The organism is Pectobacterium carotovorum, assembly GCF_900129615.1.
Classification (GTDB): Bacteria; Pseudomonadota; Gammaproteobacteria; order Enterobacterales; family Enterobacteriaceae; genus Pectobacterium; species Pectobacterium carotovorum.
This window is the reverse complement of record NZ_FQWI01000008.1, coordinates 186171-205645: the sequence shown is the minus strand read 5'-3', so window position 1 is coordinate 205645 and position 19475 is coordinate 186171. Positions and strand designations below refer to the sequence as shown.

Below are 19475 nucleotides of genomic sequence, written 5' to 3'. Positions count from 1 at the left end.
TATGTCGTTGGCGAAAGCATCGATATGGACGGCAGGCTCCACGCTGATAAAAATCGGCGCAGGGCTGGTTGTTGTCAAACTGCTGGCGGTCGCTTTTGGCCCCAGCGGCGTGGGGATGGCAGGGAATTTCCGCCAGCTTATTACGGTGTTGGGCGTGTTAGCCGGTGCTGGGATCTTCAACGGCGTCACTAAATACGTGGCGGAGTATCAGCAACAGCCGGAACGGCTGAGGCCGCTGCTCGGTACGTCTGTCACGCTGGTGCTGGGCTTCTCCACGCTGCTGGCGATTCTCTTTCTGGCGGCCGCAACGCCTATCGCTAATCTGCTATTTGGGCATGACGACTATCACGACGTGGTGCGGGCGCTGGCGTTTATCCAAATGGGTATCGCCTACGCCAATCTATGTCTGGCGATCCTTAAAGGCTATCGGGATGCGATAGGCAACGCGCTGGCCGTTATCGGCGGCAGCCTGATTGGGCTGGTGGCCTTTTGGCTCTGCCTGCAACTGGGTGGCTATGTTGGTGCGTTGGCAGGGCTGGCGCTGGTGCCTGCGCTGCTGGTGATTCCGGCAGGAATCATGCTATTGCGGCGTACGCCGCTGGCGCTGGCATCGCTAAAACCCGCGTGGGATCGCGCGATTGCCGGACAGTTGGGCAAATTTACGCTGATGGCGTTGATGACGGCGGTGACGCTGCCCGTTGCGTACATCATGATGCGTAACCTGCTGGCGGCACATTACAGTTGGGATGAAGTGGGTATTTGGCAGGGCGTCAGCAGTATTTCCGATGCTTACCTGCAATTCATTACCGCCTCCTTTACCGTGTATTTGTTGCCGACACTCTCGCGTCTGACGGATAAAGCCGCGTTGGCGCAGGAGATTGTTCGCTCGCTGAAATTTGTGCTGCCCGTCGTGGCTGGTGTCAGCTTTTGTGTGTGGCTGCTGCGAGATTTTGCCATCTGGCTGCTGTTCTCCAGCGAGTTCACGGCAATGCGAGATCTTTTCGTTTGGCAATTGGTAGGCGATGTAATGAAAGTGGGCGCTTACGTCTTTGGCTATCTGGTCATTGCGAAAGCGGCGTTGCGCTTTTATCTGCTCACGGAAGTGAGCCAGTTTCTCCTGCTGACTGGGTTTTCCCACTGGTTGATTCCGCTTTATGGCGCACAAGGTGCGGCGCAGGCCTATATGGCAACCTATCTGGTCTATTTTTTGCTTTGTTGTTGCGTATTCATTATTTACCGTAGGCGAGCATGACGACACTGATTCATGTATTGGGATCTGACATCCCGCATCATAACCAGACCGTTTTACGTTTTTTTAACGACGTACTGGCGACGGAACTCCCCGAACAGCAGATTCGGCACTTCATCGTGGCTTCTCACGACGGCATTTCATCGGCCGATTTCCCCGCGCTGCGTATCGAAACCTGCGTGGATAAGAAAACGCTGGCTGAGGCGGTCATCGCCAGAGCTAAAGCAAACCGCAAGATGCGTTTTTTCCTGCATGGGCAGTTTAATCCCACGCTGTGGCTGGCGTTGCTGAGTGGAAAAATCAAATCCGAGCAGGTTTACTGGCACGTTTGGGGGGCGGATTTGTATGAAGAGGCGAGCAGCCTGAAGTATCGCCTGTTTTATCTGCTGCGGCGTATGGCGCAAAAGCGTGTCGGGCACGTATTTGCCACGCGTGGCGATCTGGCGTGGTATCAGCAGCGTTCACCTCGCGTGCCGACGTCGTTGCTGTACTTCCCAACGCGAATGAATCCAGCGCTAACGGGCATGCAGGTGGATAAACCACTGGCAGGGCCGATGACGATTCTGGTCGGCAATTCTGGCGATCGCACCAATCGCCATCAGGAAGCGCTGCGGGCGATTCACAAGCAGTTCGGGAAAAATGTGCGGGTGATTGTGCCGATGGGCTACCCCGCGAATAACGCGCCCTACATCGCACAGGTGGAAAAGGACGGTTTGGCGCTGTTCGGCGTGAAAAATTTCCAACTGCTAAAAGACCAACTGGCGTTTGATGATTATCTCAATATGCTGCGCACCTGTGATTTGGGCTATTTTATTTTCGATCGTCAGCAGGGAATCGGGACGTTATGTCTGCTGATTCAGTTTGGCGTGCCGTTCGTGATCAGCCGACAAAACCCGTTCTGGCAGGATCTGACGGAGCAAGGGCTGCCCGTGTTGTTTTACGGTGACGAGCTGGATGAGGCGTTGGTGCGTGAAGCGCAGCGCCAGCTGGCATCGGTCGATAAGCACCAGATTGCATTCTTCAATCCCAATTATCTGCAAGGCTGGCGCGATGCGCTGGCGTTGGCAGCGGGAGAACCGACATGACGCTGGGGCAATTTGGTGGGCTGTTTGTCGTCTACCTGATTTCAGTCATCTTTATCCTGAGCCTGACCTGGATGGAGTTTCGGCGGGTGCGTTTTAATTTTAACGTGCTGTTTTCCCTGCTCTATTTATTGACGTTCTATTTTGGTTTTCCATTTACCTGCGTGCTTGTGTTCCGGTTTGGCGTCGAAGTGGTTCCCGTGCAGTTTCTGCTTCAGGCGATGCTGTCTGCGACGGCGTTCTATGCGATCTATTACGTCAGCTATAAGACACGGCTACGCCAGAAAGCCTCCGCGCCGCGTGCGCCACTCCTGACGGTAAACCGGGTTGAAGCCAATCTGACCTGGCTGCTGCTGGCGTTGATTGCGGTAGCCACCGTCGGTATTTTCTTCCTCAACAATGGCTTCTTGTTGTTTAAGCTGCGTTCGTACAGCCAGATATTTTCCAGCGATGTGTCTGGCGTGGCGTTGAAGCGCTTCTTCTACTTCTTCATTCCGGCGATGCTGGTCGTGTATTTCCTGCGCCAGACGCAGCGTGCGTGGCTACTGTTCCTCATCGGAACGGTCGCGTTCGGGATGCTGACGTATGTGATTGTCGGCGGAACGCGTGCGAATCTGATCATCGCCTTCGCCCTGTTTTTGTTTATTGGGATTGTGCGCGGCTGGATTACGCTCTGGATGCTGGTTGCGGCTGGTGCATTCGGGATTGTCGGGATGTTCTGGCTGGCGCTGAAGCGCTATGGACTGGACGTCAGCGGTGATTACGCATTTTATACGTTCCTCTATTTAACCCGCGACACCTTCTCGCCCTGGGAAAATCTGGCGCTGCTGTGGCAGAACTACGACAAGATTGAATTCCAGGGACTGGCACCGATTGCCCGTGATTTCTACGTCTTTATTCCCTCTTGGCTATGGCCGGATCGTCCGAATCTGGTGTTAAACAGTGCGAACTATTTCACCTGGGAAGTGTTGAATAACCACTCCGGGCTGGCGATCTCCCCCACGCTGTTGGGCTCACTGGTGGTGATGGGAGGCGTGCTGTTTATCCCGCTCGGCGCGATTGCCGTAGGGTTGGTTATCAAATGGTTCGACTGGGTGTACGAGTTAGGGAAGAACGACAGCAATCGCTATAAGGCCGCTATTTTGCAGGCGTTCTGCTTCGGGGCGGTGTTCAATATTATTGTGCTGACGCGTGAAGGCGTTGATTCTTTTGTTTCGCGTGTGGTGTTTTTCTGTCTGGTCTTCGGCCTGTGCTTGCTCATTGCCAAGCTGCTCTACTGGCTGCTGGAAAGCGCAGGGCTAATCCGGCAACGCTTGATGCGTATGCGTGCCACGCCGACACCCAACACCGTACAGGATCCTGTGATAAAGGAGCAGGTATGACAGCGTTAAAAACCACAGAGACCATTCCTCTGTATACCATTCGTGGTTTGCCCATTCACGGTTTTCGTAATATGGCGCAGTTTGTTGATTACCTGTTTGCGGGCGAGCGGGTTGAAACGGGCACGCTCGTCGCGATTAACGCTGAGAAAGTGTTAACGGCGGAAAAAGACGTGGCACTGCGTGCATTGCTCGATCGCGCAGAGTACAAGTATGCGGACGGCATCAGCATCGTGCGCTCCATTCGGCGCAAGTATCCGCAGGCTGACGTCACGCGAGTTGCGGGCGCTGACCTGTGGGAAGCGCTAATGGAGCGGGCAGGCAAATTAGGCACGCCGGTTTTTCTGGTGGGCGGCAAACCTGATGTGTTGGCACAAACGCAGGCGAAGCTGCGGGCGCAGTGGAACGTGAATATTGTCGGCAGTCAGGATGGCTATTTTGCGCCAGAGCAGCGTGATGCCCTGTTCGAACGTATCCGCACCAGCGGTGCACAGATTGTTACCGTCGCGATGGGGTCGCCACGACAGGAAATCCTGATGCGCGATTGTCGCCACCACTATCCTGATGCGCTCTATATGGGCGTGGGTGGAACCTATGACGTCTTTACCGGGCATGTGAAGCGCGCCCCGCTCGTGTGGCAAAACTTAGGACTGGAATGGCTGTATCGTTTGCTGTCCCAGCCGAGCCGTATTTTTCGGCAGCTTAGGCTGTTGAAATATGTTGCCTATCACTACAGCGGTCGCCTGTAGCTTCATTGAATTGGCGCGTTAAACGCGCCAACCTTGCTCCACAATCTTTCCTCGCAATATATAAACCTGATTTCTTATTCCTATTCGATTTTAATTGTCTGTTTGCTAGTCAATCAGAAATACAGAATTCTATCTTTGGCGTATTCGTCATCCCTTATGTGTTATTCAAACCCACATTACGGTATTTTCATGGCCGCTAATTTGAGGCGAAGGCACATTTTTTCTGAAAATAAGCAGCATGACAGATGCGGTATGCCTGATAAGAGCCGGTTTCTTTTCACGAAACCGAATGGGCTCTTCATAAAACTGAATAAAAAACAATAACCGGCAGCAGCCGGGATAAGCACAACATAAAGACAGAGGATATATGGCAGAAGATATAAAGCAGGAGAAACTCCATCGGGGGTTGGAAGCCCGGCATATTGAGCTGATTGCGCTGGGCGGCACGATCGGCGTTGGGCTGTTTATGGGCGCCGCCAGCGCGCTGAAGTGGGCGGGGCCGTCAGTATTGCTGGCCTATATTGTCGCCGGAATCTTCGTTTTCTTCATCATGCGCTCAATGGGCGAAATGCTCTATCTGGAGCCAGTCGCGGGATCGTTTGCCGTCTACGCACACAAATACATGAATCCCTTCTTCGGTTATCTCACCGCATGGGGTTACTGGTTTATGTGGATGGCGGTCGGGATTTCGGAAATTACCGCGATTGGCGTGTATGTTCAGTACTGGTTCCCCGATTTGCCACAATGGATACCGGCTATTGCCGCAGTTGCGCTGGTGGCGGGGGCAAACCTTGCTGCGGTAAGGCTGTATGGCGAAATCGAATTCTGGTTCGCGATGATAAAAATCACCACCATCGTCGTGATGATCGTCGTCGGCGTAGGCATTATTTTCTTCGGCTTCGGTAACCACGGTCAGGCAACCGGATTCAGTAACCTGACCGAACACGGTGGCTTCCTCGCGGGAGGCTGGAAAGGCCTGCTGTTCGCATTGTGTCTGGTCGTGGCGTCTTATCAGGGCGTGGAACTGGTCGGCATTACGGCGGGCGAGGCGAAGAACCCGCAGGTGACGCTGAAGCGCGCGATCAACAACATTCTGTGGCGCATCCTGATTTTCTATGTGGGCGCGATCTTCGTTATCGTCACGATTTTCCCCTGGAATGAAATCGGCACGTCCGGTAGTCCGTTTGTGCTGACATTTGCGAAAATTGGCATCACTGCGGCGGCGGGTATCATCAACTTTGTGGTACTGACGGCTGCGCTGTCCGGCTGCAACAGCGGCATGTATAGCTGCGGACGTATGCTGTATTCGCTGGCCAACAACCGTCAGCTTCCCGCCTGGCTAGGTAAAGTGACGGCCAGCGGCGTACCCGCAGCAGGCGTCATGATTTCTATTCTTTGCCTGATGGCGGGGTCGGTGTTGAATTACATCATCCCTAATCCGGAAAAAGTGTTTGTTTATGTTTATAGCGCCAGCGTACTGCCGGGCATGGTGCCGTGGTTTGTGGTGTTAATCAGCCAATTGCGTTTTCGTGAGCAGCATCGTGCCGCGCTGGTCGCACATCCGTTTAAATCGGTGTTGTTCCCGTGGGTAAACTACCTGACGATGGCGTTTTTGCTGTGTGTGCTGGTGGGCATGTACATCAATATCGATACGCGGATGTCTTTATTGGTCGGCGTCGCGTTTTTAGCTGTGGTTAGCCTGTGTTATTTTGCGTTGGGACTGGGCAAAAAAATGTCGCTGACAGAGGATAAATCGTAGTAGTTGGGGGCAGGAAGGGCGGAACTGTGTGTTATTTAGCTTGGAATGAGCAAATCATAATCAAACGCATCATTTCGATAAAAAAGCACTAGACAGCCAGTCACTAAGCCCGTAATATCCCGCCCCGCAACGGCGCTAAGCGCCCGTAGCTCAGCTGGATAGAGCGCTGCCCTCCGGAGGCAGAGGTCTCAGGTTCGAATCCTGTCGGGCGCACCATTATATTGTGTAAACGAGTATGTTGTGTGCAAGAGCTGCGGTGGTACACTTTTCTTCGTAAAGAAAGTATCCCGTAAAAAGGAAGTACCGCGTAATAAGTAGTTGATGTAAAGTGTGGTGATGGTGGCTATAGCTCAGTTGGTAGAGCCCTGGATTGTGATTCCAGTTGTCGTGGGTTCGAGTCCCATTAGCCACCCCAGATTTTGCAGCGATAGTAGTTGATTGACGGTTTGTGAGTTATGCGAAGGTGGCGGAATTGGTAGACGCGCTAGCTTCAGGTGTTAGTGTTCTTACGGACGTGAGGGTTCAAGTCCCTCTCTTCGCACCACACACAAACGAGAACATCAGTGATGTTCAAAAAAGCAGTACATTCGGCGAGTAGCGCAGCTTGGTAGCGCAACTGGTTTGGGACCAGTGGGTCGGAGGTTCGAATCCTCTCTCGCCGACCAATTACAAAGAAAAGCACATCGAAAGATGTGCTTTTTTTTCGTCTGCAATTTGCCTTCTCTGGCGAAAGTCTTGCCGGATTTATCAACCCGACAAGACGTTGTGGTTCCCTGCGATATAGCGTGCTACAGCGCGTAATGCACTGGCGCTAGCGCGCTGCTATCGATACTTTCTCGCATTGATTTTAGTGCGGTATCAAAAGGACACAGTGTGCCTTTTTCTGTCTTCTGGCAGCCCTGAGAGGTAAATTCCTCTTTCAGTAACGGCTGCCGATCGTCAAGCGGCGTCAGTGAACGAATCTGATCCAACGACTGCGTCTGGAAATAGATACGCAAGAAGCGCTGCTGAGTAGTGGTATCGCGCCAGCGTTCGAAGACCAAACTGCCTGCGGGCGGAATGTTATCGGCGGTATCGCCGGGTAGCTGCCAATGAAACTGCAACAGTGTGCGCAGGTAGGCGATATTGGTATCGTGAGCGACATACAGCAAGTAAGGGACGGCTGGTGGCTCGCCTTGTGTGGTGTCCTGCTCTGCTGGCGTTCCCTGCGCGAGTGCCTGTGCGACTTGCTGCATGAAGAGCGAACCGCCGCGCTGTGCGATATAGGGAACATCATTGGTGAAGTCGTATTTAGCGGTCATCGCTGCCATCAGCGGGACGAGATCCTGTGTGTTGCGGACATGACCAAAGGCAACCTGTACCAGTGGCAAGTTTTCGCTGTACTCCAGCAGGAAAACCTCGCTCATATTCGCCAGCGTATTCAGGCCGCGGATAGAAATTGAACCCTCTTTATCCTGCTTATTCGCCCACGGTTTATCAAACACCGGGCACGGCTTACCCGCTTCGCATACGACCTGTTTTAACAGCTCGATGCTGGGCTTAAGACGCTGATAGGCGATATCCAAATCACCTCCCATGGCTTTCAGTACCTCAGCCTTTGCCCGTTCGGGGTCAAGCGTGCCAATCCCCATTTTATCCCCGTGGAACAGCGGGTCCTGCTTTTCATCCTCAACGGCATGCGTCGCAACGCCGCAGCCCGGAAACATGCCGTCCATATAGGCTTGTGCGGTTGCACGGGTGCGTTGTAGCGGGCTGGCGAGCACATAAATCTGCTGTTCCGTTGGGCAACCTGACGCGAACAGATGCTGTTGACGATAATACTCGCCCTCGTAGCGGCCTTTTAATACGGTGGCGGCATAGCCATGCCCGGTTAATTCTCCTTCCCGCGTGACCCATTGAGGCCACTGCCGTGCCGTGCCGGATTCCAGTGCGATAGTGTTAGATTCTGTTGGAGGACGTACGCCGTGACGGCTGACTTCAACGACCTTTTCCAGAAGATAGCGATCCTGAGCATGGGCCTGAGTAGAGAAGGCTGAAATAATGATCATGGTAATCAATAAGCTACGGGGAGTACGTAATGTCGTGTGGTAAAGCATGATAATCCTTCGTCAGCGGTCATACGGATAAGGAGTTTCATTGTAGGAAGAGGAAAGTGACAAAGGGGTTTTTCAGCAGAGGAGAGAGTGTTAGCGAACATTTCTACATGCATAGTTTGCAATCAAACTTTTTGATCTAAGATAGATCCCAAAGGTATAAAGCGCATAATTTCCGCATGTTATATTTTTAAAAATTAAAAAGACGACATAAATCCCCGCCTGATAAATCCAACACTAACGAGTTAATTATGGCATCACATCTTATTGATTTTCTTCTTATAGGGAATAATTTTGGCACGCCTGAAATGCGCGGCGTATGGTCCGAGCATAACCGCCTGACTAAACAGGTCGAAGTAGAAGTTGCCCTGGCGCTTGCCGAGGGTGAACTGGGTGTCATTCCGCTGGATGCGGCAAAAACCATTGCAGAAAACGCTGACGCAAGCGCGCTTAACGTTGAAGAGATTGCAAAAGATGCCGCGCGCATGAAGCATTCTCTGATGCCGACGATTGCCGCGATTCAGAAACAGTGCGGTGCTGCGGGTGAGTTTATTCACTACGGCGTGACCACGCAGGACATTGTTGATACGGCGACGGTGTTACAGCTGAAACAATCTTTTGATATTGTCGTCAGAGATACACAACTGCTGGCCGTTGAGTTGAAACGTCTGGCAAAGAAACACCAGCATACGCTGATGGCCGGTCGTACTCATGGTATGCAGGCGCTGCCCACCACGTTTGGCTTCAAACTGGCCGTCTGGCTGGATGAATTTATCCGTCACCTCGAACGTCTGGGTGAAATCAAAGAACGTGTTTTGGTTGGCAACATCAACGGTGCGATTTGTACCTATGCCTCTTTTGGCGAGAAAGGGCCGGAAATCGAGCGTCTGACGCTGGATAAGCTGGGGCTGAATACACCGAATATCGGCTGGCAGTCTGCCCGCGATCGCTTCTCCGAATATGCTTCTGTTACGGTTCTGATCAGCGGTACGCTGGGCAAAATCGGCAATGAGCTGTACAACCTGATGCGCACCGAGATTAACGAAATCGAAGAGCCGTTCTCCGAAGGGAAAATCGGTTCTACTACGATGCCGCATAAACGCAACCCTGCCGCGCTGGAAGGGCTGGCGAGCTTGACGGCTCCGCTGTTTAAGAGCGCAGCGTTGATTCATGAATCCATGAAAGTTGAGCATGAGCGTGATGCGATGAGCTGGCGTGCGGAGTGGATCGCGCTGCCGGAAATCAATATCTATCTGTCTGCTCAGCTTCAGAACGCGCTTGGCATCCTGCGTGGCATGTCCGTCAACGAGAAGCAGATGCTGGCGAACCTCGATCTACAAAATGGCCTGCTGCTGTCCGAGAAAGTGATGTTCGAGATTGGCAAACGTCTCGGCAAGCAGACTGCTCACCATCTGGTTTACGAATGTTCTATGCAGGCATTCGAGCAAAATCAGTCCTTTAAATCGGTACTGCTGGCCCACCCTGTGCTTTCTGAACAAGTGACCGCCGCCGATCTGGACGAATGGCTGAATCCGGCTAACTACGTTGGCAGTGCGCCGCAGAAGGTTGATGACGTGATTCGCTATGCGGATAACTCCGGCCTGCTGCCAGCATAAGGTGACATCATGAGTATCGTATTTCGTCAGGCTACGCTTGCGGACGATGAGACCTATCTGGCGCTGGCGCTGGCGGCATTTGAGCCGATTCGCCAACTGGGTATCAACTTTTCCGCCGCCCATGCGGACATCGACATGGTGCGTACGCATATTGCCTCACATGGCGTTTATGTGATGGAAAAAGACGGCGAGATGGTGTCGTCATTTACCATCCGCTATCCGTGGGGGCCGGAGCCGGGCCCGTTCGGTTTGCCCCATTTGGGCTGGTTTGCGACGCACCCTGGCTATAAAAAACAGGGGCTGGGTAAGCAAATGATGAACTGGCTGGAAGAAGAGATTCTGATTAACCAGCTCAAAGCCCCTGCGGTGTCGCTTGGCACCGCGCAAAACCACCCGTGGCTGATTGAGATGTACAGAAATTATGGTTTCAAGGAAGTCGGGCAGACGAATCTGGGAAAAGGACACCTGACAATCTGGATGGAAAAAATCCTTGATAACCAATTGTATGACCAGTGGAAAGATAAAAACTCAAAAAGAGAGGCAGTAAAATGATGAAAAAAGTAACGTTGTCTGTTCTGGCGCTGACGACCGCCTTTCTTGTAGCTGGCTGTGACTCTGGGAAGAGCGGCTCTGAGCAGGAAAAAGTACTGAAAGTGGGTTCAACAGGCCAAAGTTATCCAAGCGGCTTCAAGCAAGATAACAAGCTGGTCGGGTTTGACGTTGAAGTGACGGAAACCATCGCGAAAGATCTGAACTACAAAGTTGAGTGGGTTACCGCCGATTTCAGTGGTTTGATGGGGCAACTGGAAGCGAGAAAACTGGATACGGTCGCGAACGTGGTGGCAATTACCCCCGCGCGTCAGGAAAAATATAACTTTGCCCAACCGTACAGTTATTACGGTAGCCAGATTGTGACGCACAAAGACAATACGGACATTAATACACTGGCTGACCTGAAAGGGAAGACGGTAGCGGGTGTTCTGGGTTCCAACCACGTTAACAACCTGAAAAAAGCCTTTGCCGACGGCAGCGTGAATATTCGTACCTATGAAACGCGCGATGGCGCGATGAACGATGCGCTGTCTAAACGCGTTGAAGGCTACGTGAATTCACGTCCGATTCTGCTGGCAGAAATCAATAAGCGTAACCTGCCGTTCAAACTGGTTGGTGAGCCGCTGGTGATTGAAGAAGTGAGCTTCCCGTTCCATAAGGACGAAAATGGTGATGCATTACGTAAACAATTCGATGCTGAATTGACGAAAATGCGTGAAGATGGACGCCTGAAAGCGCTCGCCGAAAAATACTTTGGTGAGGACATCTCTGTTCCACCGAAAAAGTAACGCTATTGCCGCTTGTCGGTTGACTTATCACCTTCTCCACCGGCGCAGTATGGCCGGTGGAAGCATTAATGGTATGACTCATGAATGTCGATCTTGCCTACCTGTTAAAAGTCTTTCCTCAGGTATTAATGTATTTGCCGACCACGCTGTTTCTTGCCGTGGTTTCGATGTTTTTTGCTATGGTTCTCGGCCTGATACTGGCGTTAGTCCGTGAAAGCAAGATCGTCGTGGTAGTAAAAATCGTCGAACTGTATATCTCGCTGTTCCGCGGTATTCCGTCGCTGGTTCAGCTGTTTATCATCTACTTCGGCTTGCCGCAGCTATTCCCCGGCTTATCCAATCTGGATGCGATGACGGCCGCGATTATCGGCTTTAGCCTGAAAACATCCGCCTATATGGCTGAGATTTTCCGTGCGGGTTTGGCCTCGGTCGACTTCGGCCAGACGGAAGCGGGTCTATCCATTGGAATGAGTAAAGCGCAGGTTTATCGCCGCATCGTGTTGCCTCAGGCCATGCTGAATGCGCTGCCAGCGACGGGGAACACCTTCATTTCCCTGATTAAAGATACCTCGGTAGCCTTTGCGCTGGGCGTCTCTGAACTGTTCGCGGAAGGCAAGATGATTGCCGCCGAATCTCTGCGTTTCTTTGAGACCTTCCTGGTTGTGGGTCTGATTTACTGGTTGGTGATCATTGTTTACTCTTGGCTGCAAAAACAGCTTGAGAAGAAACTGAATCACTCGCTACAGCGATAAGGGGCTGACATGATCAGTGTAAAGAATCTTTCTAAACGCTTTGGCGATCAGGTGGTGTTGGACAACATCAGTTTGGATATCGCGAAAGGCGAAGTCGTCGCGATCATCGGTCCATCGGGTTCGGGTAAGTCCACGCTGCTGCGCTGTCTTAACCTGCTGGAAACGCCAGAGTCGGGCACGATCGAAATTGGCGAACAAACGCTGGATACGCGCCGTTACAGCGCTAAAGAAGCCTATGCGTTGCGCCGCCAGACGGCGATGGTATTCCAGAGTTACAACCTGTTTAAGAACAAAACAGCGCTGGAGAATGTGACGGAAGCGCTGATTGTCGTGAAAAAAATGCCGAAGAAGCAGGCGGATGAAATTGGTTTGGCGCTGCTGGAGCAGGTCGGTCTGCTGCCGCAGGCGGCACAATATCCGGTGACGCTGTCCGGCGGACAGCAACAGCGCGTGAGTATTGCGCGTGCGCTGGCGGTGGATCCGAAGGCGATTTTGTTTGATGAACCGACCTCGGCGCTTGACCCGGAAAGGGTACACGAAGTGCTTCAGGTGATTCAGAAGCTGGCGAAAAACGACACCACGATGGTGATCGTCACCCATGAAATGCAGTTTGCGAAAGAAGTGGCTGATCGCGTGATCTTCATGGCGGACGGGCACATCGTTGAGGAGGGCCCGGCGGAGCAGGTGATTAGCTTCTCGGACAACCCGCAAACCCAGCGTTTCCTGCGTCAGTTGACCAAGCTGCCTGAGCCGCTTGAGTACGATATTTAACGCATACGTAGAGACACCTGCACGCCTGAACAAGGCAGCCCTGTCAGGCAGGGCACGATAATGTGGAGCAAGTATTCATGAGAACAGCATCTCAGCACGAGCCTCTGGCTCAGTTTATTCAGGCGTTTCGCCACGATTTACACCGCCATCCTGAACTGTCGAATCAGGAGTTCGAGACCACGAAGAAGATTCGTGCGGTATTGGAAAAAGAAGGGATTCGTATCCTCGACCTGCCGTTGAAAACCGGTCTGGTTGCGGAAGTGGGCGGTTTACAGGAAGGCCCACTGGTCGTGGTGCGTTCCGACATAGATGCCCTGCCGATTGAAGAAGAGTCTGGCGTAGAATTTACGTCGCTCAACAAGGGCGTGATGCACGCCTGCGGTCATGATTTTCACTCTTCCGCGGCGCTGGGCGCGGCGATTCTGTTGAAGAAAATTGAGCCGGAGCTGAAAGGCACGGTGCGAATTTTGTTCCAGGCTGCTGAAGAGACAGGATTGGGCGCGCCGGAAGTCATCGCCGTTGGCGCGTTGGACAATGCGGTAGCGATTTTTGGCATTCACAACGATCCAACGCTGCCGGTTGGCGTTATCGGTGGGAAAGACGGCGCATTGACGGCGGGTGTTGACCGCTTTGAGATCAAGATCGCAGCGAAAGGCTGTCACGCCGCGAAGCCGCATGAAGGCAACGATCCGATTATCATTCTGGGTCAGCTGATTTCTGCTGTACAGACCATTATCAGCCGCACGGTATCGTCCGACAATAACGCGGTGGTGTCGATTACGCAGGTACATAGCGGCAGTACCTGGAACGTGATCCCAGACACGGCCTATGTCGAAGGTACGGTCAGAACGTTCAATCAGGCCGCGCGTGATTTAATTGAACAGCGCTTCCGTCAGATCGTAGCGGGTATCGCCAGCACCTTTGGTGCAGAAATTGAATTCCTGTGGCATGCCGGGCCGCCGTCGGTGATCAACACGCCAGAGTGGGTTGAGTTTGCGCTGAATGTGGCGAGTGACGAAGGGTTTGAAGCGCGTCGCGTGGAAGCCAGCCCGATTGGTGAAGATTTTGCGTTCTATCAGCAGAAATTGCCGGGTACGTTCATGATGGTCGGCTCCGGCGGACCATATGCGCTGCATCACCCGAAATTCCGCGTCGATGATAGCGCGCTGTTCCCGACTGCGCATTATCTGTATCAGGTGGCGAAGCAGAGTTTAGAACAGCTGTCCTCCCGCTAATTCACGGTTAAGCCATGCTATCCGCGCCGATTCCTCGACGCGGATATTTTTTTGCTTATCAATGGCTCAGAATCTGATCCAGGAATTGGCGCGTACGCGGGTGTGATGGCGTGTTGAAGAAGTCTTGCGGCGGGGCGGATTCCACAATGCTGCCATCTGCCATCAGAATGACTTTGTCCGCGACCGTTTTGGCAAAACCCATTTCATGGGTGACGACGATCATCGTCATGCCGGATTCCGCCAGATCGAGCATCACATCCAGCACCTCTTTAATCATCTCTGGGTCCAGCGCAGACGTGGGCTCATCAAACAGCATAATTTCCGGCTGCATGCACAGTGCCCGGGCAATGGCCACGCGCTGCTGCTGGCCGCCAGAGAGCTGTAGCGGGAATTTGTGCGCCTGATTGGCGATATGCACCTTTTCCAGGTAATGCATCGCTAAATCAATGGCTTCCTGCTTCTTACGCTGTTTGACCAGCGTCGGGCCGATCGTCAGGTTATCCAGCACGCTCAGGTGGGGAAACAAATTGAACTGCTGGAACAGCATGCCGATGCCGGAGCGCACGCGGTTGATGTTCTTGATATTGTCGTTAACTTCAATGCCGTTCACGCGGATATGCCCGTCGTGGTGCTCTTCCAGTCGATTAATGCAGCGGATGAGCGTGGATTTGCCGGAGCCGGAAGGGCCGCAAATCACCACGCGTTCTCCTTTCTCCACGTTCAGCGTCACGTTATTCAGCGCCTGAAACGCACCGTACCATTTGCTGACAGCGTCGATCTCAATAATGACGTTATTGTTTGTAACGATACTGTTTGTCACTGCATTGTCTGTAACGAAAGTGTCTGCGGCTAAGCTCATGATAACAAAGCTCCTGTCTGTGTTTTCATCAACGGCTATCGCTTAACCGTGATACGTTTCTGGGTTACGGCTGGCATCGATGCGTTTTTCCACCCACAGCGCGTAGCGTGAGAGCAAGAAGCCAAACAGCAGATAGATAGCCGAGATGAAAAGGTACGTTTCAATGTAATAACGCCGCCATAGCGGGTCCTGCATCACCGAACTGGTGGCGGTGAGGATGTCGAACAGCCCGATAATGATGACGAATGAAGTATTCTTCATGGCGGCGATAATATGGTTGGTCATGGCGGGCAGGCAGATACGCAGCGCCTGCGGCAGGATGATTTTGGTCGTCGTGTGCCAATAGCCGAGGTTGAGTGCCATCGCCGCTTCGTATTGCCCGCGTGGAACGGACTGTAAACCACCGCGAATCACCTCAGCCTGATAGCAGGCGAAAAACAGCGCGATGCCGATGATGATGCGCAGTAGCTTGTTGATTTCCATGCCTGCGGGTAGGAACAGCGGGAAGACGTTAACCGCGACGAACAGAATCGTGATGAGCGGCACGCCGCGCAGGCCTTCGATAAAAATAACCGACAGGCCGCGCAGAAAGGGCAGCGGTGAGCGTCGGCCTAACGCCAATAAAACTGAAACCGGCATACCGATGACGACCGTGCCGCTAAACAACAGAATGGTCAGCGGCAGTCCGCCCCATTCGCTGGAAGGCACGTAAGATAAGCCAAATACGCCGCCAGACATCAGGATGGCGATGCCGACTACCGCGACGATCCACTGCGGTAAGAGGATGCGCGAATGCCAGAAGCGCGGCATCAGCGACAGGCCAAGCGCCAGAAACCAGATTCCCATCGCCAACACCAGACGCCAGTGTTCATCGTAAGGATAAAGGCCAAACAGGATGGGGCGATGTTTTTCCACGATCACCGCCCAGCAGGCGCCAGCGGCTACACGGCAGATGTCTGGGTCAGTGGTGTACCACACGGCATCGAGAATGCCCCAGTGCAGCAGTTTATTGCCGACGTTCCACATCAACACCGCTAGTAGCAGTGTGAGGATGGTTTGCGGCACGCTGCTGAACAGGTGGCGACGCAGCCACAGCAGCGGCGTGCGCAAGCGGCTGGGAACGGCGGAGAGTGACAGTACCGGAAATAACATTCAGTGCTCCTCAGCGCTCTTTGATGGCGACGACGCGGTTAAACAGGTTCATCAGCAGCGATGTCACGATGCTGACCGTCAGGTAAACCACCATCATGATGGCAATCACTTCGAGCGCCTGACCGGTCTGATTCATTAGCGTGTTACTGATGTTTGCCAGCTCCGGGTAACCCACCACGACTGCGATTGAGCTGTTTTTTGACAGGCTGACATATTGGCTGGTCAACGGTGGAACGATGACGCGCATGGCCTGTGGAATGATGATGTGGCGCATCATATGCCAGGGCGAAAAAGACAGCGCGCGTGCCGCTTCCAATTGGCCTTTAGGGATCGACTGAATGCCTGCCCGCACGATTTCCGCGATAAACGCAGAGGAATAGAGTGCAATGCCAAGCAGCAGCGCAGTGAATTCAGGGCTGACGGTAAAGCCACCGCGGAAGTTAAAGCCGCTCAGGATAGGTCGGTCAAGCTCTGCTGGAGCGCCAGAAAGCCACCAGACCAGCAGCGGTAACCCGATGATCGCGGCCAGTATCAGGCGACCTGTAGGCAGAGAGCGGCCTGCATTTTCCCGCATGTAGCGGGCCACGCGTTTCAGAATCAGGCTAATCAGGACGGCGGCGAGTAGCGCGATCCCGGTCCACAGCCAGCCGTGATGCGCAGCGGGGACGGAAAAAGACAGCCCGCGATTGGTCAGAAATCCCAGGCTACCAAGCTCGATGGCGTCGCGTGGCGAGGGCAAATTACGGATCACCACCGACCAGAAAATCACCTGCAAGATCACGGGGATATTGCGCATCAGCTCGATGTATCCCCCGGCAAGCCGCGCCAGTAGCCAGTTGCGGGAGACGCGGGCGATCCCGACGGAGAAACCGAGCAACGTGGCGAGTACGATGCCGCATAGCGTGACGTACAGGGTATTCAATAACCCGACGCCAAGTGCGCGCAGATAGCTGTCTCGCGGGGTAAACGCGATGAGCTTTTCACCAATCTCAAACTGTGCGGTGTGATCAAGAAAACCGAAGCCGGTGGCAATGTTTTGCGAACGCAGGTTTTCGACCACGTTGGCGTACAGCCAGTAGCTGAAAGCGACAATCAGGAGGCCGAGCAGGCACTGATAAATCCAGGCGCGTAGGGACTTGCTGTCAAACGCATTCAACAGACGGCGCGAATAAGGTAGTGTTCCCAGCCACGGTGGTGCAGAGGCTGACGATAGCGTCTTCTGTGATGATTTCATTACCGGCGGTCTTTTCTTCTGGCCAGTACCGCTACTTAACATGCGACCTGATAGCGGTAGGGCGTGAATGCGATGGCATGGCATCAGCTCAGAGATTTCCGGGCTGATGCCGATGGTGTAGTGAATTAACGAATGGGCAGGCCGTAGAGCAGGCCGCCTTTCGTCCAGAGATTATTCAGGTCGCGCTCCAGCGGTGCCGGGGTGTCTGGCCCGAAGTGGCGGTTATAAATATCGCCGTAATTGCCTACCTGCTTAATCAGGTTGTAAGCCCACTGGTTGTTCAATCCCAGCTTCTGACCGTAATCGCCGGTGACCCCAAGCAATGCCTGTATATCCGGGTCTGTTGATTTGAGTTTGCTGTCCACGTTCTGCTGGCCGATTTCCATCTCTTCCGCGTTGAACGTGGCATACACCACCCATTTCACGATGTCGTACCACTGGTCGTCACCCTGACGGACTGCCATTGCCAACGGCTCTTTTGAGTAAATCCCCGGTAGAATGACGTGGTCAGAGGGCTTTTCCGCGTCGAAGGTGCGCACGCCGGGCAGCGCCACTTTATCGCGGGCAATGACATCGCAGCGTCCAGACAGGTAGGCTGCGACGTACTCTTTATTGTTCTCGATGACGACCGGGGTGTAATGCAGGTTGCGTGATGCAAAAATCTGCGCGACGTTGCGTTCGGTGCTGCTGCCCGGCGTGATGCAGACGGTCGCGCCGTCCAAATCTTCCACCTTCTTCACATTGGTGCTGGTACGCACCATAAAGCCCGTTCCGGTATAGAAGGTCGGCGGTGCGAAGTTCAGGCCCAGCGACGTATCGCGCGACAAATCGGCAGTGATATTGCGTGACAGCACATCAACTTCACCAGACTGAATCGCCGGGAAGCGTTGCGCGGTAGACAGGGCGGCAAAACGCACTTTGTTTGCGTCGCCAAAAATAGCGGCAGCTAATGCGCGGCAATAATCGACGTCCAGGCCGGTCCACTGTCCTTTGCTATCAATCGCAGAAAAGCCGTGGCGCGCTGGGTGCACGCCGCAAACCAGCTCACCGCGTGCTTTGATCTTTTTGAGTGTTTCACCATTTCCAGCGTCAGCGGCAGTGGCCTGAGCAACAGGCAGCAGGAGACTCCCTAAAGTCAGCGCTGTGGCGGTCGTCAATGAGAGTAGTTTTCTCAGCATAGTATCCTCAGAATAGTCGGTGTTGTTTTAACGTGTTGTAATTAATTGTTTTTATTATGGTGCGTCCATTTGTATACAAATGTTCTCAATGTTGCATTCAAATGGCAAATAGCATATTTCTCTATCTAAAGCTGAATAGTGGATATAGCCATTTTGGGGATAATGTGAAGGGGAAAAGAGAACTGTGCCTCGCACGGTAAGCAAGGCACAGAAGGGAGAGATTAGTGGGCGAGCAGGCCTTGTACGCCTTGCCAAATGAGCTGAGCGCTGAGAATCAACATGGTGAGGCGAAAGGTGGTACGGAAAAGTTTTTCGGGCAGATTATCCAGCAGGCGCGTGCCCAGCCAGGTACCCAGTACACCGCTGGCAATCATTGCGGCCAGCATCGGCAGCCAGTCGTGATAGGCAAACCCCATCAGTCCGAATGCCAGAATCTTCAAGCCGTGCTGTAACACCATGCAAAGCGCATGCGTGGCGATCAGCGGCTGTTTGGTCAGCCCTTGAGAACTGATAAGCCCTGCGACCATCGGGCCTGTTGCGCCGACGATCATGGTGCCGAGGCTGGTGAGCGCGCCGCCCAGAATGAAGAACAGCCGGTTAACCGGTTTTGGTGCGGTACGTTTACGAAAAACTGACCACAGAATGAAAAGAGCCAACGCGATTTTTGCCACGTTGTCTGGGATCCAGACTGCAATAGGGGCACCCACTGCGATGCCAATGACGCTGCCGATAAAAAACCACAGCGCCAGCGGCCAGACGATATACAAACGTTGGATCAGGCTACGGCTGAGGTTGGAGCCTAGCTGGACAATGCCGTGCACTGGCAGCAGGCTGCTGACTGGCATACCCAGTCCCATGATGGCAAGCAAGGTGACGCCACCGCCCAAGCCCAGCGCTGCCGTTAGCGCCGATGTCAGGAAGCTGCAAAAAATCAGGATACCGGCAAAGAGCGGCGAGATGTCGGGTGGAACAAGATCTAGCATGGTGGAACCCATCGCGTGGTAGAGCGAATGATAATGCCTGATGC

The 19475-nt window shown here is 53.4% G+C and carries 17 protein-coding genes and 4 tRNA genes; 15 read left to right on the top strand and 6 right to left on the bottom strand.

The window, feature by feature from the left end:
- The first annotated feature begins 1 nt into the window (after position 1).
- From wzxE to BUB06_RS16550, 9 genes are all read left to right on the top strand, one after another.
- Positions 2 to 1252, top strand: a complete 1251-nt coding sequence (gene wzxE / locus BUB06_RS16590; RefSeq protein WP_039474252.1) for a lipid III flippase WzxE — start codon at positions 2 to 4, stop codon at positions 1250 to 1252.
- Complete coding sequence (locus BUB06_RS16585; protein ID WP_039474249.1) at positions 1249 to 2334, top strand: TDP-N-acetylfucosamine:lipid II N-acetylfucosaminyltransferase; 1086 nt, start codon at positions 1249 to 1251, stop codon at positions 2332 to 2334. The genes wzxE and BUB06_RS16585 overlap by 4 nt, the downstream gene beginning before the upstream one ends.
- Complete coding sequence (wzyE, locus tag BUB06_RS16580; protein ID WP_039474246.1) at positions 2331 to 3713, top strand: ECA oligosaccharide polymerase; 1383 nt, start codon at positions 2331 to 2333, stop codon at positions 3711 to 3713. The genes BUB06_RS16585 and wzyE overlap by 4 nt, the downstream gene beginning before the upstream one ends.
- Positions 3710 to 4459 (top strand): lipopolysaccharide N-acetylmannosaminouronosyltransferase, encoded by a 750-nt coding sequence (wecG, locus tag BUB06_RS16575; RefSeq protein ID WP_010294624.1) that lies wholly within the window; start codon positions 3710 to 3712, stop codon positions 4457 to 4459. The genes wzyE and wecG overlap by 4 nt, the downstream gene beginning before the upstream one ends.
- Before the next feature lie 367 nt (positions 4460 to 4826).
- Entirely contained in the window at positions 4827 to 6218 is a 1392-nt protein-coding gene (gene thrP / locus BUB06_RS16570; protein WP_039474243.1) for a bifunctional threonine/serine APC transporter ThrP, read from the top strand.
- A 139-nt stretch (positions 6219 to 6357) separates the two neighbouring features.
- Positions 6358 to 6434 (top strand) — tRNA-Arg (locus BUB06_RS16565).
- A 123-nt stretch (positions 6435 to 6557) separates the two neighbouring features.
- A tRNA-His gene (locus tag BUB06_RS16560) sits at positions 6558 to 6633 on the top strand.
- 42 nt (positions 6634 to 6675) lie between these two features.
- Positions 6676 to 6762 (top strand) — tRNA-Leu (locus BUB06_RS16555).
- 44 nt (positions 6763 to 6806) lie between these two features.
- A tRNA-Pro gene (locus BUB06_RS16550) sits at positions 6807 to 6883 on the top strand.
- Positions 6884 to 7006: 123 nt separating this feature from the next.
- On the opposite strand, the gene BUB06_RS16545 is transcribed toward BUB06_RS16550, so the two are convergent.
- Positions 7007 to 8314, bottom strand: coding sequence for a histidine-type phosphatase (locus BUB06_RS16545; RefSeq protein WP_039474240.1), 1308 nt, complete (start codon positions 8312 to 8314; stop codon positions 7007 to 7009).
- A gap of 248 nt (positions 8315 to 8562) precedes the next feature.
- Here BUB06_RS16545 and purB point away from each other — a divergent pair, with 248 nt between their 5' ends.
- The 6 genes from purB (at position 8563) to BUB06_RS16515 (ending at position 14025) form a co-directional block, all read left to right on the top strand.
- Positions 8563 to 9927 carry an adenylosuccinate lyase gene (gene purB / locus BUB06_RS16540; RefSeq protein ID WP_010294611.1) on the top strand — a complete coding sequence of 455 codons (1365 nt, stop codon included), beginning with the start codon at positions 8563 to 8565 and terminating at the stop codon, positions 9925 to 9927.
- Between the two features lie 9 nt (positions 9928 to 9936).
- A complete protein-coding gene (locus BUB06_RS16535; RefSeq protein WP_010294608.1) occupies positions 9937 to 10479 on the top strand; it encodes a GNAT family N-acetyltransferase in 543 nt (180 codons plus the stop codon).
- Positions 10476 to 11267: an amino acid ABC transporter substrate-binding protein gene (locus BUB06_RS16530; RefSeq protein ID WP_010294606.1), complete on the top strand. Its 792-nt coding sequence runs from the start codon at positions 10476 to 10478 to the stop codon at positions 11265 to 11267. The genes BUB06_RS16535 and BUB06_RS16530 overlap by 4 nt, the downstream gene beginning before the upstream one ends.
- Positions 11268 to 11347: 80 nt before the next feature.
- Positions 11348 to 12019: an amino acid ABC transporter permease gene (locus BUB06_RS16525; RefSeq protein ID WP_010294604.1), complete on the top strand. Its 672-nt coding sequence runs from the start codon at positions 11348 to 11350 to the stop codon at positions 12017 to 12019.
- 9 nt (positions 12020 to 12028) lie between these two features.
- The gene (locus tag BUB06_RS16520; protein WP_010294602.1) at positions 12029 to 12790 is read left to right on the top strand and encodes an amino acid ABC transporter ATP-binding protein; all 762 of its coding nucleotides are present in this window, start codon (positions 12029 to 12031) and stop codon (positions 12788 to 12790) included.
- Positions 12791 to 12867: 77 nt separating this feature from the next.
- Positions 12868 to 14025, top strand: a complete 1158-nt coding sequence (locus BUB06_RS16515; protein ID WP_010294601.1) for a M20 peptidase aminoacylase family protein — start codon at positions 12868 to 12870, stop codon at positions 14023 to 14025.
- A 58-nt stretch (positions 14026 to 14083) separates the two neighbouring features.
- On the opposite strand, the gene BUB06_RS16510 is transcribed toward BUB06_RS16515, so the two are convergent.
- The 5 genes from BUB06_RS16510 to BUB06_RS16490 form a co-directional block, all read right to left on the bottom strand.
- Entirely contained in the window at positions 14084 to 14884 is an 801-nt protein-coding gene (locus BUB06_RS16510) for an amino acid ABC transporter ATP-binding protein (RefSeq protein WP_010294598.1), read from the bottom strand.
- A 42-nt stretch (positions 14885 to 14926) separates the two neighbouring features.
- The gene (locus tag BUB06_RS16505) at positions 14927 to 16036 is read right to left on the bottom strand and encodes an amino acid ABC transporter permease (RefSeq protein WP_039474236.1); all 1110 of its coding nucleotides are present in this window, start codon (positions 16034 to 16036) and stop codon (positions 14927 to 14929) included.
- 10 nt (positions 16037 to 16046) lie between these two features.
- Positions 16047 to 17270 carry an amino acid ABC transporter permease gene (locus BUB06_RS16500; protein WP_039474234.1) on the bottom strand — a complete coding sequence of 408 codons (1224 nt, stop codon included), beginning with the start codon at positions 17268 to 17270 and terminating at the stop codon, positions 16047 to 16049.
- 125 nt (positions 17271 to 17395) lie between these two features.
- A complete protein-coding gene (locus tag BUB06_RS16495) occupies positions 17396 to 18448 on the bottom strand; it encodes an amino acid ABC transporter substrate-binding protein (RefSeq protein WP_039474231.1) in 1053 nt (350 codons plus the stop codon).
- A 221-nt stretch (positions 18449 to 18669) separates the two neighbouring features.
- Positions 18670 to 19431: a sulfite exporter TauE/SafE family protein gene (locus BUB06_RS16490; protein WP_039474326.1), complete on the bottom strand. Its 762-nt coding sequence runs from the start codon at positions 19429 to 19431 to the stop codon at positions 18670 to 18672.
- Positions 19432 to 19475: the final 44 nt, after the last annotated feature.